Source organism: Amycolatopsis sp. NPDC051371, from assembly GCF_040682155.1.
GTDB lineage: Bacteria > Actinomycetota > Actinomycetes > Mycobacteriales > Pseudonocardiaceae > Amycolatopsis.
The window spans coordinates 200994-216454 of the sequence record NZ_JBFBAG010000009.1 but is presented as its reverse complement, the minus strand read 5'-3'; the positions used below and the strand labels follow the sequence as shown (position 1 = coordinate 216454).

Here is a 15461-nt window from a genome sequence, read left to right as displayed (position 1 = left end):
GTCCGCTGGCCGGAACGATTCGCTTCCCCGGCCCGGGCGAACCGGCGAAAACTCGGCGCAATGATCGCCGCGGCTTTGATCAACACAGTGGTGTGGGGCACGGGCAACGTCGGCCGTGCGGCAATCCGGGCCGTCGACGCCCATCCGGCACTGGAGCTCACGGCGGTGCTCGTCCACGACCCGGCCAAGGTCGGCAAGGACGCGGGCGCGCTGGCGGGTGTCGGAGACTTGGGCGTCGCGGCCACCGACGACATCGACGCCGTGCTGGCCTCGAGCCCGCGAGCCGTGGTCTACGCCGCTTCGGGGGACGTCCGGTTCGACGACGCGCTCGCCGACATCGTCCGCGCGGTCGGGACGGGCGCGGTCGTCGTAACGCCGGCCCTCTACCCGCTCTACGACCAGCGCAACGCGCCGCCCGAGCTGCGCGACCCGGTGCTCGCGGCGATCAAGGAGGGCAGCGGTTCGCTGTTCGTGTCCGGCGTCGACCCCGGCTGGGGCAACGACGTGCTGCCGCTGCTGATCAGCGGGCTCGGCACGGACGTCGACGTCATCCGCTGCCAGGAGATCTTCGACTACTCGACCTACGAGCAGCCCGACTCCGTCCGGTACCTGGTCGGCATGGGCCAGCCGATGGACTACGACCCGCCGATGCTGATGACCGGCGTCCCGTCGATGGTGTGGGGCGGACAGGTCCGGCTGATCGCGCGCGGCCTCGGCGTCGAGGTCGACGAACTCCGCGAGACGCTGCAGCGGCGACCCCTCGAGGAAACCGTCTCCACGCGGACCATGGGCGACTTCGAAAAGGGCACGCAGGGCGCGGTGCGGTTCGAGGTCCAGGGCATCGTCGACGGCGAGCCGCGGATCGTCATCGAGCACGTCACGCGCATCCACCCGTCGTGCGCGCCGGACTGGCCGACCCCGCCCAGCGGCGACGGCGCTCACCGCGTGATCATCGAAGGCCGGCCGCGCATCGAGGTCAGCGTCGAAGCGAGCGACGAGGGCGAAAACCGGTCGGCGGGCGGCAACGCGACCGCCGTCGGCCGGCTCGTCGGCGCGATCGACTGGCTGGCCGAGGCGGAACCCGGTCTCTACGACGCACTCGACGTCCCGCTGCGCCCGGCAGCCGGCAAGCTCGGAAGGAGGCGCTCGTGAACATCGACATCCCCGAGGGCAAGGACCCGATCGGGTACGTCTGGGGCGAGATGGTGCCCGGCATCGGGATCGCCGCGTCGCAGTTCTCGCTGGCGGTCTACGCGCACACGACGTTGGGACTGCGGGAGTTCGAGGCCGCGCGGCTGCGGATCGCGCAGATCAACGGGTGCATCTTCTGCCTCGACTGGCGCACCGAGCGCGACGGCGTGAAGGTCGAGCCGGAGTTCGCGGACGCGGTCCTCGACTGGCGCACCACCGAACTCTTCGACGACCGGACGCGCCTCGCGGCGGAGTACGCCGAGCGCTACGCCGAGGACCACCACAACCTCGACGACGAGTTCTGGAAGCGGATGGGTGAGCACTACACGCAGCAGGAGATCGTGGAGCTGAGCATGAGCCTCGGTGCGTGGCTGGCCTTCGGCCGCCTCAACCACGTCCTCGGCCTGGACACCGTCTGCGTCCTGCCGTCCCACCGGTCGTGAGTGAGAAACAGTGTTCTAACCCTGTTTCTCACTCACGACCCGGTGCGCAGGCCCTCGAAAGCCACCTTGCACACCGCGTCCGCCACCTCGGTCGCCGACGACCCGCGCCGCGGCTTGTACCACTCGATCAGCGAGTTCACCATGCCGAAGATCAGCCGCGCGGTCACCGCCGGGTCGACGTCGGGGCGGATGTCGCCTTCCGCCTCGGCCTGCTTCACCAGGTCCGTCACCAGCAGGTCGAACTCGCGCCGGCGGGCCAGGGCCGCCCGCTCGACCTTCGTGTTGCCGCGCACGCGCAGCAGCAGCGTCACGAACGGCAACCGGTCGGCCAGCACCAGCACGCTGCCGCGCACCAGGTGCTCCAGCCGGTCGACCGCGCGCCCGTCCAGCTCGGCCGTCTCCGCCGCGACCGCGAACAGCCCGTCCAGCGCGCGGTCCACCGCCAGCCGCAGCAGCTCCTCCTTGCTGGGCACGTGGTGGTAGATCGCCGACTTCGTGATGCCGAGCTTGCGGGAGAGGTCCTCCATGCTCGTGCCGTCGTAGCCGCGCTCGTTGAACAGCTTCACCGCCACCTGCAGCAGTGATTCGAGGTCGTAGCCGGGGCGCCCGCGCCGGGGCGCCGTCACGGCTTCTCCCGCTGGTCGACGATGCGCCGCATCTTGCCCATGGACCGTTCCAGGGTGTCCGGGTCGACGACGTCCACCGACACCGTCACGCCGACGCCGTCCTTGACGCCGGCGACCAGGGCGGACGCCGCGCGCTCCCGGGAAGCGGCCGAAGCGTCGTGGCGCGCCTCGACCAGCACGGTCAGGTGGTCGAGCCGCCCGCGCGTGGACCGGAGGAGCTGGAAGTGCGGGCTCAGCCCGGCCGTGCGCAGCACGATCTCCTCGATCTGCGTCGGGAAGACGTTGACCCCGCGCAGGATGATCAGGTCGTCCGTGCGGCCGGTGACCTTGTCCATCCGCCGGAACGCGGGGCGCGCGGTCCCCGGCGACAATGCCGTGAGGTCGCGGGTGCGGTAGCGGATGATCGGCAGCGCCTGCTTGGTCAGCGACGTGAACACCAGCTCGCCGGTCTCGCCGCCGCCCAGCACGTGCTCGTCGAAGGGGTCGATCACCTCGGGGAAGAAGTGGTCCTCCCAGATGTGCAGGCCGTCCTTCGTCTCGACGCACTCCTGCGCGACACCCGGGCCCATCACCTCGGACAGCCCGTAGATGTCCACGGCGTCGATCGCGAACCGCTCCTCGATCTCGGCGCGCATCCGCTCGGTCCACGGCTCGGCACCGAAGATGCCGACCTTCAGGGAGCTTGCCCGCGGGTCGACGCCCTGGCGCTCGAACTCGTCGAGCAGCGTCAGCATGTACGACGGCGTGACCATGATGACTTCGGGCCGGAAGTCGGTGATCAGCTGCACCTGGCGCGCCGTCATCCCCCCGGACGCGGGAATCACCGTGCAGCCCAGCTTCTCCGCGCCGTAGTGCGCGCCGAGCCCGCCGGTGAACAGGCCGTAGCCGTACGCGACGTGCACCTTGTGGCCCGGACGGCCGCCGGCGGCGTGGATCGACCGGGCCATCACCGTCGCCCAGGTGTCGATGTCCTGCTCGGTGTACCCGACAACGGTGGCCTTGCCGGTGGTGCCGCTGGACGCGTGGATGCGCCGCACCTGGTCCTGCGGCACGGCGAACATCCCGAAGGGGTAGTTCTCCCGCAGGTCCTGCTTGGTCGTGAACGGGAACTTCGCCAGGTCCGCGAACTCCTCGCAGTCGTCCGGGTGGACGCCGGCCTGGTCGAACTTCTTCCGGTACGCCGGAACGTTCGTGTAGGCGTGCCGGAGTGTCCACTGCAGACGTTCGAGCTGCAGCGCGGCCAGCTCGTCGGCGGAGAGGTTCGCCTCGATCATGCTTCGTCCCGTTTCGCGGAGATGACGCGGCTGCGGCCGCGGAATTCGGCGACGGTCTCCGGCCCCGCGGGGGTGTCCCGGTGCACGGTGACGTCGTAGATGCCGTTGCGGCCGTAGCGGGTGCGCTCGGTGGCCGTCGCGGTGAGGTGGTCCCCGAGCCGGCCGGCCGCGACGAAGGAGATTTCGGCGCCCGCGGCGACGGTCACCGGCCCGTGGGTGTTGCAGGCGCAGGCGAAGGCGGTGTCGGCGAGCAGGAAGACGTACCCGCCGTGCGCGATGTCGTGGCCGTTGACCATCGCGGGGGTGATCGTCATGGTCGCCACGGCGCGGCCGTCCCCGGCTTCGACCAGCTCGATGCCCAGCGCGCGCGAAGCCTCGTCGGCGGCGAACATCGTGTGGGCGGCGTTGGTCATTCGTCCTCCGTGCCTGACCTACCGAATGGACGGTCACCTGGCGTGTCGCTCAGTAAAGGCAGTGGCCGGGGCCGTGTCAAGCGTCGCCCCTTCCGATCTCAGGGCTCGGCGGCTACCATGCAAATAACTGAACGTCCGGTAGGTAATTCGGTGGAGGTCGGGACCTGATGGCAGTGCTGCGCAGCTACGTCTCCGGGGAGTGGCACACGGCGGCGGACGAGGGCGTCCCGCTGCACGATGCGACCACGGGCGACGAAGTCGCCCGGATCTCGTCGGCGGGCGTCGACTTCGCGGGGGCGCTGGAGTACGGCCGCCGGGTGGGCGGCCCGGCGCTGCGCGAGCTGACCTTCCACCAGCGTGCGGCCCTGCTGAAGGCACTGGCCTCGCACCTGCGTGAGCACCGCGACGAGCTGTACGCACTCTCCGCGCGCACCGGCGCCACGCTGGGTGACTCGAAGTTCGACATCGACGGCGGCATCGGCGTGCTCTTCAGCTACGCCTCGAAGGGCAAGCGCGAACTGCCGAACGACACCGTCTACGTCGAGGGCAACGTCGAGCCGCTGTCGCGCGGGGGCACGTTCGTCGCGCAGCACATCGCGACCCCGCTGCGGGGCGTCGCCGTCCAGATCAACGCGTTCAACTTCCCGGTGTGGGGGCCGCTGGAGAAGTTCGCTCCCGCGTTCCTCGCCGGCGTACCGAGCCTGGTCAAGCCGGCCAGCTCGACGGCCTACCTGACCGCGCGGCTCGTCGAGCTGATCGTCGAGTCCGGGATCCTGCCGGAGGGGTCGCTGCAGTTCGTCGCGGGCAGCGTCGGCGACCTCCTCGACCACGTGACCGCGCAGGACCTGGTGTCGTTCACCGGCTCGGCGTCGACCGCCCAGAAGCTGCGGGCGCACCCGGCGATCATCCGCAACGCCGTCCGGTTCAACGCCGAGGCCGACTCGCTGAACTGCTCGATCCTCGGCCCGGACGCCGTCAAGGACACCACCGAGTTCGACCTGTTCGTCAAGCAGCTGACCTCGGAGATGACGGTCAAAGCGGGCCAGAAGTGCACGGCCATCCGCCGCGCGTTCGTCCCGGCTTCGCTGCTCGACGACGTCGCCGCGGCGGCCTCCGAGCGGCTCGCGAAGGTCACCGTCGGTAACCCGACCGCCGAGGGTGTCCGGATGGGCGCGCTGGCCAGCCTGGAGCAGCGCGAGGAGGTCCGGCGGTCGCTCAAGGCGCTGCTGGACGCCGGGAGTGTCGTGTTCGGCGACCCGGAAAACGTCTCTGTGGTGGACGCCGACGCCGAGCGTGGCGCGTTCATTTCCCCGGTGCTGCTCAAGGCGGACCCCGAGCGCTCGGAGCCGCACGAGGTCGAGGCGTTCGGCCCGGTCTCGACGCTCATGCCCTACACGTCGACCGAGCAGGTCGTCGACTTCGCCGCTCGCGGCGGCGGCAGCCTGGCCGGGTCGATCGTCAGCGCCGATAAGGAGTTCGTCCGCGACGTCGTCCTCGGTGCGGCGCCGTTCCACGGCCGCCTGCTGGTGCTGGACGCCGAAGACGCGAAGGAGTCCACCGGTCACGGCTCGCCGATGCCGCAGCTGGTCCACGGCGGCCCCGGCCGCGCGGGCGGCGGCGAGGAGATGGGCGGCATCCGCGGCGTGCTGCACCACATGCAGCGCACGGCGGTCCAGGGTTCGCCGGCCGTCCTTTCGTCGGTGACCGGCCGCTGGGTGACCGGCGCGCCGCGCACCGAGGGCGACGTCCACCCGTTCCGGAAGTCCTTGGCCGAGCTCCGCATCGGCGACTCGGTGACCGCCGGGCCGCGTGAGGTGCTCCAGTCCGACGTCGACCACTTCGCCGAGTTCACCGGCGACACGTTCTACGCCCACACCGACCCGGAGGCCGCGGCCGCGAACCCGCTGTTCGGCGGGATCGTCGCGCACGGCTACCTGGTCGTCTCGTTTGCGGCAGGGTTGTTCGTCTCGCCCGAGCCGGGCCCGGTGCTGGCCAACTACGGCCTGGAGAACCTGCGGTTCCTCACGCCGGTCAAGGTCGGCGACTCGCTGACGGTGACGCTCACCGCCAAGCAGATCACGCCGCGGATCGACCAGGAGTACGGCGAGGTCCGCTGGGACGCCGACGTCACCAACGCCGACGGCGAGTCCGTCGCCAAGTACGACGTCTTGACCCTGGTTTCGAAGGAGCAGCCGTGACCGCTGTCGACTCTCTCGAAGAGCACTTCGAGGCGACGATCGGGCGTGACCAGCGCATCGAGCCGCGCGACTGGGTGCCCGACGGCTACCGCAAGACGATGATCCGGCAGATCGCGCAGCACGCGCACTCGGAGATCATCGGCATGCAGCCCGAGGGCAACTGGATCACGCGCGCGCCGTCGTTGCGGCGCAAGGCGATCCTCCTCGCCAAGGTCCAGGACGAGGCCGGCCACGGGCTGTACCTGTACTCGGCGGCGGCGACGCTGGGCGCCGACCGCGCGGACCTGACCGACAAGCTGATCACCGGACGGCAGAAGTACTCGTCGATCTTCAACTACCCGACGCTGACCTTCGCCGACGTCGGCGTGATCGGCTGGCTGGTCGACGGCGCGGCGATCTGCAACCAGGTGCCGCTGTGCCGGTCGTCGTACGGGCCGTACGCGCGGGCGATGATCCGGATCTGCAAGGAAGAGTCGTTCCACCAGCGGCAGGGCTTCGAGCTGCTGATGACGATGATGCGCGGGACGCAGCAGCAGCGTGAGATGGTCCAGGAGGCCGTGAACCGCTGGTGGTGGCCGTCGCTGATGATGTTCGGCCCGCCGGACGCCGACTCGCCGAACACCGCGCAGTCGATGGCGTGGAAGGTCAAGCGCCACACCAACGACGAGCTGCGGCAGCGCTTCGTCGACATGTCGGTGCCGCAGGCCGCCGCGCTCGGCGTCACGTTCCCGGACCCCGATCTCAAGTGGAACGCCGAGCGGGAGCACTACGACTTCGGCGCGGTCGACTGGGACGAGTTCAAGAACGTGCTGAAGGGCAACGGTCCGTGCAACGCCTCGCGCGTCGCGCACCGCCGCCGTGCCCACGAAGACGGTGCCTGGGTGCGGGAAGCCGCCGTGGCGCACGCTGCGAAGAAGGAGCGCAAGTGACCGACCTGACTGCCGAAGGCGGCCACGGCGCCGTCCCGCTCGAGGGCGTCCCCGCCGCGCCCGGGCCGGTCAAGCACGACTGGCCGCTGTACGAGGTGTTCGTCCGCGGCAAGCGCGGGCTGAACCACGTGCACGTCGGGTCGCTGCACGCGGCCGACGACCAGATGGCGCTGCACCACGCGCGTGACCTCTACACCCGCCGCAACGAAGGCGTGTCCATCTGGGTCGTGCGCGCGTCGGACATCACGGCGTCGTCGCCGGACGAGAAGGACCCGTTCTTCGCGCCGAGCGGGGACAAGGTCTACCGGCACCCGACGTTCTACGACATCCCCGAGGAGGTGCCGCACATATGAGTTTCGACAACGTCTACGAGTCGCTGACCGAGGAGAACGACGCCCGCTGGGCGTTCGGCACCGGCTTCGAGGACCCGCTGTCCGGAGTGGACACCTCGGTGCCGTCCGGTGTGGACGGTGCGTCGCTGGCCGCCTACTGCCTGATGCTGGGCGACGACGCGCTGATCTTCTCCCACCGGCTGCAGGAGTGGTGCACCAACGCGCCCGAGCTGGAGGACGAGGTCGCGATCGCCAACATCGGCCTCGATCTGCTCGGCCAGGCGCGGCTGCTGCTCGCGCGCGCCGGCAAGGCGGACGGCACTTCGCGTACGGAGGACTCCTTCGCGTTCTCGCGCGTCGAAAACGAGTTCCGCAACGTCCGGCTCGCGGAGCTGGGCGGCGGCCACTTCGGGCACCTGATCGCGCGGCTGTTCGTGTTCTCGACGTGGCGTCTCGCGCTGCTGCAGCGGCTGGTGTCGTCGGTGGACCCGGTGCTGGCGGCCATCGCGGACAAGGGCGTCAAAGAGGTCACCTACCACCGCGACTACGCGGCGCAGTGGCTGGTCCGCCTGGGCGACGGCACGGCGTTGTCGCACGAGCGGATGCAGGAGGGGCTCGACGCGGTGTGGCCGTACGTCGGGGAGCTGTTCCGCACGCACGCCTCCGAACTGGTGGACGCGGCGACGCTGCGGCCGGAGTTCGACGCGGTGCTGGACCATGCTCTGGCGGCGGCGACGCTTTCTCGCCCGTCGGTCGGCGAGCTGGCCGGGGTCTCGGGGCGGACAGGCCGCGACGGCGTCCACACCGAGCAGATGGGGTTCCTGCTGGCGGAGCTGCAGAGCGTCGCCCGGGCGATGCCGGACGCGAAGTGGTGACCGCGGCGGCCGTCGCGGCCACGGTCACCGACCCCGAGCTGCCGATGCTGACGCTGGCCGACCTGGGCGTCCTGCGCTCGGTGTCCGAGTCGGACGGCCGCGTCGTCGTCGCGATCACGCCGACGTACACGGGCTGCCCGGCGATGGACACGATGCGCGACGACCTGGAGCACGCGCTGGTTTCGGCGGGCTTTGCGGACGTCGAGGTCCGGACGCAGCTCTCGCCGGCGTGGTCGTCGGACTGGATTTCGGCTTCGGGGCGCCAGAAGCTGGCGTCGGCCGGAATCGCGCCGCCGGGCGCGGCGCCGCGGCGGACGGGCCCGATCCCGCTGACGCTGGCGGCACCGGTTTCGCGGGTGGCTTGCCCGCTGTGCGGGTCGTCGGACACCGAGGAGCAGTCCCGTTTCGGCGCGACGGCGTGCAAGGCGCTGCGGCGCTGCCGGTCGTGTGCCGAGCCGTTCGAGCACGTCAAGGAGATCTGAGGTGGCGTTCCATCCCCTGAAGGTCGCGGGCGTCACGCGGTTGTGCGACGACGCGGTCGCGGTGACGTTCGACGTGCCTGCTTCTCTTTCGGAGGACTACGACTTCAAGCCGGGTCAGTCCTTGACGCTCCGGCGTCAGGTGGAGGGCCGTGACGAGCGCCGCTCGTACTCGATCTGCGCGGCGGCGGGCGCGGCGCCCAGGGTGGGCGTCCGCCTGGTGCCGGACGGCCTGTTCTCGTCGTGGCTGGTGAACGAGGTCCGCCCGGGCGACACGATCGAGGTGGCCACGCCCACCGGGTCGTTCACCCCGGACCTGTCGGCAGGCGGCCACCACGTCCTGATCGCGGCGGGTTCGGGCATCACGCCGGTGCTGTCGATCGTGTCGTCCCTGCTGGCGACGCCGGACGCGACGGTGACGGTGCTGTACGGCAACCGCCGCACGGACACGGTGATGTTCGCGGACGAGCTGGCGGACCTGAAGGACCGCGCGCCTTCGCGGCTGGAGCTGATCCACGTCCTGTCACGCGAGCCGCGCGAGGCGGAGCTGTTCACGGGGCGGCTCGACGTGCCGAAGCTGCGTAGCCTGTTCTCTTCCTTGGTCCCGGTGTCCTCTGTGGACCATTGGTGGCTGTGCGGCCCGTTCGAGATGGTGACGGGCGCGCAGGAGCTGCTGACGTCCCTGGAGGTGCCGCGCGCGCGGATCCACCAGGAGCTGTTCTACGTCGACACCCCACCGGAGCCGGTCGCCCACCTCGACCCGGAGGTGGCGGGGGAGTCCTCGGAAGTCCGCGTGGTCCTGGACGGCCGTTCTTCGACGATGACGTTGCCGCGGACGTCGTCGGTGCTGGACGGGGCGCAGAAGTTCCGGCCGGACCTGCCGTTCGCGTGCAAGGGCGGGGTGTGCGGCACGTGCCGGGCCCGCGTGACGGACGGCAAGGTGGACCTACGCCGCAACTTCGCGTTGGAGGAGGCGGAGGTGGCGGCGGGCTTCGTGCTGACGTGCCAGTCATACCCGGTCTCGGAGGAGATCACCGTGGACTTCGACGCCTGAGGCTCTGGTTGTCCACAGGGAGGTCTCCTTGTGGACAACCAGAGCCCGCAGGGGGCTTTCCCGCGGATCCGGTCGGTGGGCGCCGATAGAATCGACCTGGGGACGCCCCCCAGGGAGCGGTGGGGGCTGTCAGCGGCCCCGGCGCCGCCGGCGGCGTGGTTCCTCCGGCTCGGTGAGACCCAGCATCTCCGCCGCCAGCTGCTGCGAGCTCGCGAACATCCCCGTCGGTGCCTCACTGGCCCGCCGCAGCGCCGCCGGGCGGAGGCGGTTGTAGCCCCGGACCGTCACCGGCCTGCGCACCCGCAGCTCGTACGCCTTCTCGTCGGAAAGCTCCGAAGCCAGCTCCCGGTCCACCAGGATCGTGCCCGGCCGGGCCACCGACGTCAGGCGGGCCGCCAGGTTGACCACCGATCCGTACACATCGCCGAAGCGCGACAGGATCCGGCCCGAAGCCATCCCCGCGCGCACCGCCGGCAAGCTCTCGTCCGCCGACGTTCGCTCGGTCAGCGCCAGGGCGATCTCCGCCGCGTCGACCGCCGAGTCCGCCACGAACAGGACCTCGTCGCCGATCATCTTCACCACGCGGCCGTGGTGCTCGGCGATCACCTCGGTCGCGAGCAGCTCGAACGCGTCGAGGACCCGGCTGAGCTCTTCTTCGTCGATCTGGCGCGTCAGGCGCGTGTAGCCGACCATGTCGACGAACCCGACCACCTCCGTGCGCGCCTCGACGTTGTCGCCCGCCGCTGCGAACGCCCGGCCGGCGTACGCCGCCAGGTGCCGGCGCCAGACGAAGTTCTGCACCCGCTCGAGCTCCGGCAGCAGCCGGTCGACCAGGCGGGTCACCTGGCGCTCGCTGCGCCCCAGCTCCGGCTGGTCCTCGATCAGCTCCCAGAGCATGTCGACCTGCCACTCGGCCAGCCGCGACAGGTGCTGACCGAGCGCGCGCGTCACCGACACCTCGATGCTCGGGTCGATCAGCCCGGACTGGACCAGCTGGTCCGCCGTCCGCATCGCCTCGACGTCCGCGTCGGTGAAGACGACCTCGTCGTCGCGCACCGTCGCGAACCCCAAGGCGCGCCAAAGCCGGCGTGACCGTTCCTCGGGCACGCCGGCTTTTTCGGCCACTTCGAGCCGCGTGTACTTCCGCCTGCCGCCGAGCAGGACGCGTTCGAGCCGCTGCTGGAGCTCTTCGCTCGAATCGGCCACGAGCTCAGGTCGTGTGGACGATCAGCACGTCCACGCCGGACTTGCGCGCCACCTCCGACGGCACCGAGCCCAGGATCCGCCCGGCGATCGTGTTCAGCCCGCGGTTGCCGACGACCAGCAGGTCGGCCTCCCGCTCGTGCACGACCTTGCGCAGCGAGTCGACCGGGTCGCCCTTCACCGCGACCGTGTCGATCTTCTCCGCGCCGGCCCGCACCGCCCGGTCCCGCGCCGACTGCAGGGTGTCCTCGGCCGGCGCCGAGCCGACGACCTGGTAGGCCTCGTCGCCGAGGACGTCCTGGGCCTTGTCGACGTCGGTCTTGCTGGCCGGGTAGAACGCGCACGTGATGACGAGCGTCGCTCCCGCGTCGCCGGCCACCGCCGCCGCGCGGTCCACCGCCGCGAACGAGGACTCCGAGCCGTCCGTGCCCACCACCACGGTCCGATATGCCGCACCCATGCGCAAAACCTCCAGGTGATCCCGCGTGAGCTGGGACGATAGCCGGTCGGCACCGACCGTGCCGGCTCGTCCGCGCCCGTGTCGGGTGGAAGGTTACTCGCCAGTCGCTTTCTGCGCTCCGCTCGGCCGCGGAGTGGGCTTCGGCGTCTGCTTGGGTGCCGGCTTGGGGGACTGCTTGGGCGCCGGCTGCGGCTTCGGGACGTCGGACGCCTTGATCCGGATGGTCTGCTCGACGTCGCCCACCGGCGCCGTCTTCCCGGTGTCGTCCGCCTTCAGGTCGTCGGCCTTCAGGTCGGCCGTGACGTCGGCGGGCACCTTCACGTCGTCGCCGAGGACGGTGTGCGCCTCGGCCAGCACCGCGCGTGCCGCGCGGACCTGCTCGGCCAGCCCACCGCGGACCTTGCGCAGGCTGTCGACGCGCTCGTTGGCCTGGGTGATCCGCCGGTTCGACTCCTCGGTCGCCGTCGTCACGCGGCGCCGCGCCTCGTCGGCGGCCTCCGCGAGCCGGGCGTTCGCCTCGGTGATCGAGTCCTGGCGGCGCTTGTTCGCCTCCGCGACCGACTCGCGCTGACGGCGGTCGATGTCCGCCTTCGCGGCCTTCTCTTCTTCGATGATCTTCGCGCGGATGTCGGCGGCGTCCTGCGTCGCTTCCTCGACGCGGCGGGCGGCTTCGGCCTTGCTCGCCGCCTCCTGCTCGGCCAGCACGCGCATCGCCTCGGTGCGACGCGAGGCCATCGCGATCTCGAAGTCTTCTTCGACCTTCGTGCGGCGGTCGGACGATTCGGTGTCGAGCCGGTTGCGCTCCGCCTCGGCCTTGTCGGTGATCTCCTTGGCCTGCGCGCTGGCGTCCTCGAGCACCTTGCGGTGCTCCGCCTCCATCTCCTTGCGGCGCAGGTCGAGCTCGGTGAGCAGCTGCTCGTAGCGGGCGCGCATCGCACTCGCGTCCGTCTCGGCCTTGGCCCGGATGTGCCCGGCCTCGGCTTCGGCGCGGGCGCGCGTGTCGGCGGACTCGTCCTGTGCGAGGCGCAGCATCCGCTGCAGCCGCTCGGACAGGCCTTCGACGCTCGTCGGCGGCTGGGCCAGCCGGTCGACCTGCCCGCGCAGGTCCGCGATCTCGCCGCGCGCGATCTCCAGCTGCCGGGCCAGGTCGCCGGCCTGCGCGATGGCGGCGTCCCGATCGGCAGTGAGCATCTTCAGGTCGGCATCAAGCCGTTCGAGGTGCTCGTCGACCTGCGCTCGGCTGTACCCGCGCTTCGCCACGTCGAAGCCGGCTCCCAGCGGCACAAGCTCCCGTTCATCGCCAAGGCTCATGCGCCTACCGTAGTCGCAGCCCGGTCACGGAAGGGTGAGCACCCGTGCGGTGCGCCGAACGCGCCGTGTGATGCGGCGAAGGGATCTTGCCGGATCCGGGTGCATCCCGGTGGATTCCGACGCCGGGAGCGGGAGCGCACCCCCGGCGTCGTCGTCGGTCAGGCGCCGCGGAAGGCGTTGATCCCCTCGATGTGCTTCGCGCGCTTCTCCTCGTCGCGGACGCCGAGGCCTTCCTGCGGGGCGAGCGCGAGCACGCCGACCTTGCCCTGGTGGGCGTTGCGGTGCACGTCGAGCGCGGCCTGCCCGGTCTCTTCGAGCGAGTACGTCTTCGACAGCGTCGGGTGGATCAGGCCCTTCGAGATCAGCCGGTTCGCTTCCCAGGACTCGCGGTAGTTCGCGAAATGGGAGCCGATGATCCGCTTCAGGTTCATCCACAGGTAGCGGTTGTCGTACTGGTGCATGTACCCGGAGGTCGACGCGCACGTGACGATCGTGCCGCCCTTGCGCGCGGCGTAGACGGACGCGCCGAACGTCTCCCGGCCCGGGTGCTCGAACACGATGTCCGGGTCGTCGCCCCCGGTCAGCTCGCGGATCTTCGCGCCGAAGCGCTGCCACTCCTTCGGGTCCTGCTCGGTCTCGCTCTTCCAGAACTTGTAGGCCTCGGCGCTGCGGTCGATGATCAGCTCGGCACCGAGCTTCCGGCAGATCGCGGCCTTCTCCGGGCTGGAGACGACGCACACCGGGATCGCGCCGCCGTTCAGCGCGTACTGCGTCGCGTAGGAGCCGAGGCCGCCCGAGGCGCCCCAGATCAGGACGACGTCGCCCTGCTTCATGTCCGCGCCGTTGCGCGAGACCAGCTGGCGGTAGGCGGTGGAGTTGACCAGGCCGGGGGAGGCGGCTTCCTCCCAGGTCAGGTGGTCCGGCTTCGGCATCAGCTGGTTGGCCTTGACCAGCGCGATCTCGGCGAGGCCGCCGAAGTTCGTCTCGAAGCCCCAGATCCGCTGCTCGGTGTCGAGCATCGTGTCGTTGTGCCCGTCCGGGCTCTCGAGCTCGACGTTCAGGCAGTGCGCGACCACCTCGTCGCCCGGCTTCCAGTTGTGGACGCCGACGCCGGTGCGCAGCACGACACCGGACAGATCGGACCCGACGACGTGGTAGGGCAGGTCGTGCCGCTTGGCCAGCGGCGAGAGCTTCCCGTACTTCTTCAGGAACTTGAACGTGGGGATCGGTTCGAAGATCGACGTCCACACGGTGTTGTAGTTGATGGCGCTCGCCATCACGGCGACCAGCGCCTCGCCCGGACCCAGCTCGGGGACGGGGACGTCGTCGACGTGCAGTGACTTGCGCGGGTCCTTGTCCCGGCTCTCGAGGCCCTCGAACATGTCGACCTCGTCGGCCCGCACGGTCACCCCCCGGTAGCTCTCGGGGACGGGCAGGGAGCCGACCGCGGCGGACTCGCCGTTCAGGATGGCTTGCTGGATCTCGCCGAGCTGCGTCATCGGTTCCTCCGCGGAGATGGGGGTCAACGGCGTTGGCGGCAGAAATTACTCGCCGGTAACTCGCGGACACAACTGTACGAGACGGACAGCACGATTACACGTCGAACTGTGACCGATCAGGCTTGACCGGCTGGCCAGTCAAGCGGATCATCGGCGGTGGGAACACCCACCCGACCAGCAGTTTCACCGACGGAGGTGAGCACGAATGAGTGAAGTCTCTACGCGCGCATGGGCCCGGCCGCACGATTGGGCCGAGGTCGTCATCGGGGTCGTGGCCGCTCTTTCACCCCTTTGGCTGAGCACGGATTCGACCGCGATGTGGACGATGGTCATCTTGGGCGCCTTGATCGCACTCGACGGCCTGGTCTCGCTGGCCATGCCGGGCATGGTCTACGGCGAAGGCATCCAGATCGCGCTCGGCGTGCTGTTCTTCATCGCGCCGTGGGTGATGGGGTACACCGAGTTCAACGGCGCTTCCTGGACGTCCTGGATCGCCGGGGTGCTGGTGGTCATCGCCGGCGCGGCAGCGATGCCGGTCGCGACCGCCGCGCACCGCACGGCAGGCCAGCACTGACGGACCAGGAGGCACCCGCATGACCGAGGATTCGGCGAAGGAGCGCATTCTCTGCGCCGCCGAGGCGCTCTTCGCCGAGTCCGGCTTCGACGCCACCCCGACCTCCCGCATCGCCGAGCAGGCGGGCGTGCCCAAGGGGCTGGTGCACTACTACTTCCGCCACAAGGCGGACTTGCTCACCGCGCTCGTCGAGCGGCTGCCCGACGAGCGCATCGAGCCGGCCGTGGTCGTCGTCCCCGGCGACCTCGTGGGCAGCCTGCGGCGGCTCGTCCGCGAACTCGACCACCGCTTCAGCCGGTCGCTCGGGCTCTCGCACCTGCTGTGGCGCGAGGCCGACACCCACCACGTCGTCCGCGACGCCCTCCACGAGCGCTTCCAGGTGCTGGTGCGCCAGGTCCGCGCGGTGATCCTGGCGGCAACGGGCGGCGGCGTACCCGCGGCCGACATCGATCGCGCGTCGGGCTTGCTGGCCCGCGCGGTCAGCCACCGGCACGCCACGGCCCGCCACTCGGACGACGATCTGCCCGCCGAGTTCGACGGCGAGCTGACGTTCATCGCCGACGCCCTCGTCTCGAAGACGGCGCCGGCTTAGCCGCTGGA

At 70.5% G+C, this 15461-nt stretch carries 17 protein-coding genes; 10 read left to right on the top strand and 7 right to left on the bottom strand.

Going from position 1 to position 15461, the window contains the following annotated elements:
- The first annotated feature begins 75 nt into the window (after positions 1-75).
- Together AB0M59_RS14545 and AB0M59_RS14540 are read left to right on the top strand one after the other, a co-directional pair.
- Positions 76-1152, top strand: a complete 1077-nt coding sequence (locus AB0M59_RS14545) for a dihydrodipicolinate reductase (RefSeq protein ID WP_364614228.1) — start codon at positions 76-78, stop codon at positions 1150-1152.
- Positions 1149-1634: a carboxymuconolactone decarboxylase family protein gene (locus AB0M59_RS14540; RefSeq protein ID WP_364614127.1), complete on the top strand. Its 486-nt coding sequence runs from the start codon at positions 1149-1151 to the stop codon at positions 1632-1634. Before AB0M59_RS14545 ends, AB0M59_RS14540 begins: the two co-directional genes overlap by 4 nt.
- Positions 1635-1666: 32 nt before the next feature.
- Here AB0M59_RS14540 and AB0M59_RS14535 read toward each other — a convergent pair whose 3' ends face one another.
- The 3 genes from AB0M59_RS14535 to paaI are packed head-to-tail and all read right to left on the bottom strand — an operon-like array spanning position 1667 to position 3947.
- A complete protein-coding gene (locus AB0M59_RS14535) occupies positions 1667-2260 on the bottom strand; it encodes a TetR/AcrR family transcriptional regulator (protein ID WP_364614124.1) in 594 nt (197 codons plus the stop codon).
- On the bottom strand, positions 2257-3534 hold the full coding sequence (gene paaK, locus AB0M59_RS14530) for a phenylacetate--CoA ligase PaaK (protein WP_364614121.1): 1278 nt from the start codon (positions 3532-3534) through the stop codon (positions 2257-2259). Before paaK ends, AB0M59_RS14535 begins: the two co-directional genes overlap by 4 nt.
- Positions 3531-3947 carry a hydroxyphenylacetyl-CoA thioesterase PaaI gene (gene paaI / locus AB0M59_RS14525; protein ID WP_364614118.1) on the bottom strand — a complete coding sequence of 139 codons (417 nt, stop codon included), beginning with the start codon at positions 3945-3947 and terminating at the stop codon, positions 3531-3533. Before paaI ends, paaK begins: the two co-directional genes overlap by 4 nt.
- A gap of 167 nt (positions 3948-4114) precedes the next feature.
- Between paaI and paaZ the strand changes: the two genes are divergently transcribed.
- From paaZ to paaE, 6 genes are all read left to right on the top strand, one after another.
- A complete protein-coding gene (gene paaZ / locus AB0M59_RS14520) occupies positions 4115-6145 on the top strand; it encodes a phenylacetic acid degradation bifunctional protein PaaZ (protein ID WP_364614116.1) in 2031 nt (676 codons plus the stop codon).
- Positions 6142-7074, top strand: a complete 933-nt coding sequence (gene paaA / locus AB0M59_RS14515) for a 1,2-phenylacetyl-CoA epoxidase subunit PaaA (protein ID WP_364614113.1) — start codon at positions 6142-6144, stop codon at positions 7072-7074. Before paaZ ends, paaA begins: the two co-directional genes overlap by 4 nt.
- Before the next feature lie 86 nt (positions 7075-7160).
- Positions 7161-7427, top strand: a complete 267-nt coding sequence (gene paaB / locus AB0M59_RS14510) for a 1,2-phenylacetyl-CoA epoxidase subunit PaaB (RefSeq protein ID WP_364614225.1) — start codon at positions 7161-7163, stop codon at positions 7425-7427.
- A complete protein-coding gene (paaC, locus tag AB0M59_RS14505; RefSeq protein WP_364614110.1) occupies positions 7424-8281 on the top strand; it encodes a 1,2-phenylacetyl-CoA epoxidase subunit PaaC in 858 nt (285 codons plus the stop codon). The genes paaB and paaC overlap by 4 nt, the downstream gene beginning before the upstream one ends.
- Complete coding sequence (gene paaD, locus AB0M59_RS14500; RefSeq protein ID WP_364614107.1) at positions 8275-8763, top strand: 1,2-phenylacetyl-CoA epoxidase subunit PaaD; 489 nt, start codon at positions 8275-8277, stop codon at positions 8761-8763. The genes paaC and paaD overlap by 7 nt, the downstream gene beginning before the upstream one ends.
- 1 nt (position 8764) lies before the next feature.
- Positions 8765-9814, top strand: a complete 1050-nt coding sequence (paaE, locus tag AB0M59_RS14495) for a 1,2-phenylacetyl-CoA epoxidase subunit PaaE (protein ID WP_364614105.1) — start codon at positions 8765-8767, stop codon at positions 9812-9814.
- A 129-nt stretch (positions 9815-9943) separates the two neighbouring features.
- Here paaE and AB0M59_RS14490 read toward each other — a convergent pair whose 3' ends face one another.
- The 4 genes from AB0M59_RS14490 to ccrA form a co-directional block, all read right to left on the bottom strand.
- A complete protein-coding gene (locus tag AB0M59_RS14490) occupies positions 9944-11020 on the bottom strand; it encodes an adenylate/guanylate cyclase domain-containing protein (RefSeq protein WP_364614102.1) in 1077 nt (358 codons plus the stop codon).
- A gap of 4 nt (positions 11021-11024) precedes the next feature.
- Positions 11025-11477 (bottom strand): universal stress protein, encoded by a 453-nt coding sequence (locus AB0M59_RS14485; RefSeq protein WP_328614153.1) that lies wholly within the window; start codon positions 11475-11477, stop codon positions 11025-11027.
- Positions 11478-11570: 93 nt separating this feature from the next.
- Complete coding sequence (locus AB0M59_RS14480; RefSeq protein WP_364614099.1) at positions 11571-12788, bottom strand: chromosome segregation protein; 1218 nt, start codon at positions 12786-12788, stop codon at positions 11571-11573.
- 158 nt (positions 12789-12946) lie between these two features.
- Positions 12947-14287, bottom strand: a complete 1341-nt coding sequence (gene ccrA, locus AB0M59_RS14475; protein ID WP_364614096.1) for a crotonyl-CoA carboxylase/reductase — start codon at positions 14285-14287, stop codon at positions 12947-12949.
- A gap of 205 nt (positions 14288-14492) precedes the next feature.
- On the opposite strand from ccrA, the gene AB0M59_RS14470 reads away from it, so the two are divergent.
- Positions 14493-14861, top strand: coding sequence for an SPW repeat protein (locus AB0M59_RS14470; protein WP_364614093.1), 369 nt, complete (start codon positions 14493-14495; stop codon positions 14859-14861).
- A 19-nt stretch (positions 14862-14880) separates the two neighbouring features.
- Positions 14881-15453, top strand: coding sequence for a TetR/AcrR family transcriptional regulator (locus AB0M59_RS14465; protein WP_364614091.1), 573 nt, complete (start codon positions 14881-14883; stop codon positions 15451-15453).
- The last annotated feature ends 8 nt before the right edge of the window (positions 15454-15461 follow it).

Bases quoted from the DNA above. Each gene is read 5' to 3' on its own strand.
- AB0M59_RS14470 (WP_364614093.1), top strand. From the start codon at position 14,493: ATGAGTGAAGTCTCTACGCGCGCATGGGCCCGGCCGCACGATTGGGCC.
- paaC (WP_364614110.1), top strand. From the start codon at position 7,424: ATGAGTTTCGACAACGTCTACGAGTCGCTGACCGAGGAGAACGACGCC.
- AB0M59_RS14465 (WP_364614091.1), top strand. From the start codon at position 14,881: ATGACCGAGGATTCGGCGAAGGAGCGCATTCTCTGCGCCGCCGAGGCG.
- ccrA (WP_364614096.1), bottom strand. From the start codon at position 14,287: ATGACGCAGCTCGGCGAGATCCAGCAAGCCATCCTGAACGGCGAGTCC.
- AB0M59_RS14480 (WP_364614099.1), bottom strand. From the start codon at position 12,788: ATGAGCCTTGGCGATGAACGGGAGCTTGTGCCGCTGGGAGCCGGCTTC.
- paaZ (WP_364614116.1), top strand. From the start codon at position 4,115: ATGGCAGTGCTGCGCAGCTACGTCTCCGGGGAGTGGCACACGGCGGCG.
- paaI (WP_364614118.1), bottom strand. From the start codon at position 3,947: ATGACCAACGCCGCCCACACGATGTTCGCCGCCGACGAGGCTTCGCGC.
- paaK (WP_364614121.1), bottom strand. From the start codon at position 3,534: ATGATCGAGGCGAACCTCTCCGCCGACGAGCTGGCCGCGCTGCAGCTC.
- AB0M59_RS14485 (WP_328614153.1), bottom strand. From the start codon at position 11,477: ATGGGTGCGGCATATCGGACCGTGGTGGTGGGCACGGACGGCTCGGAG.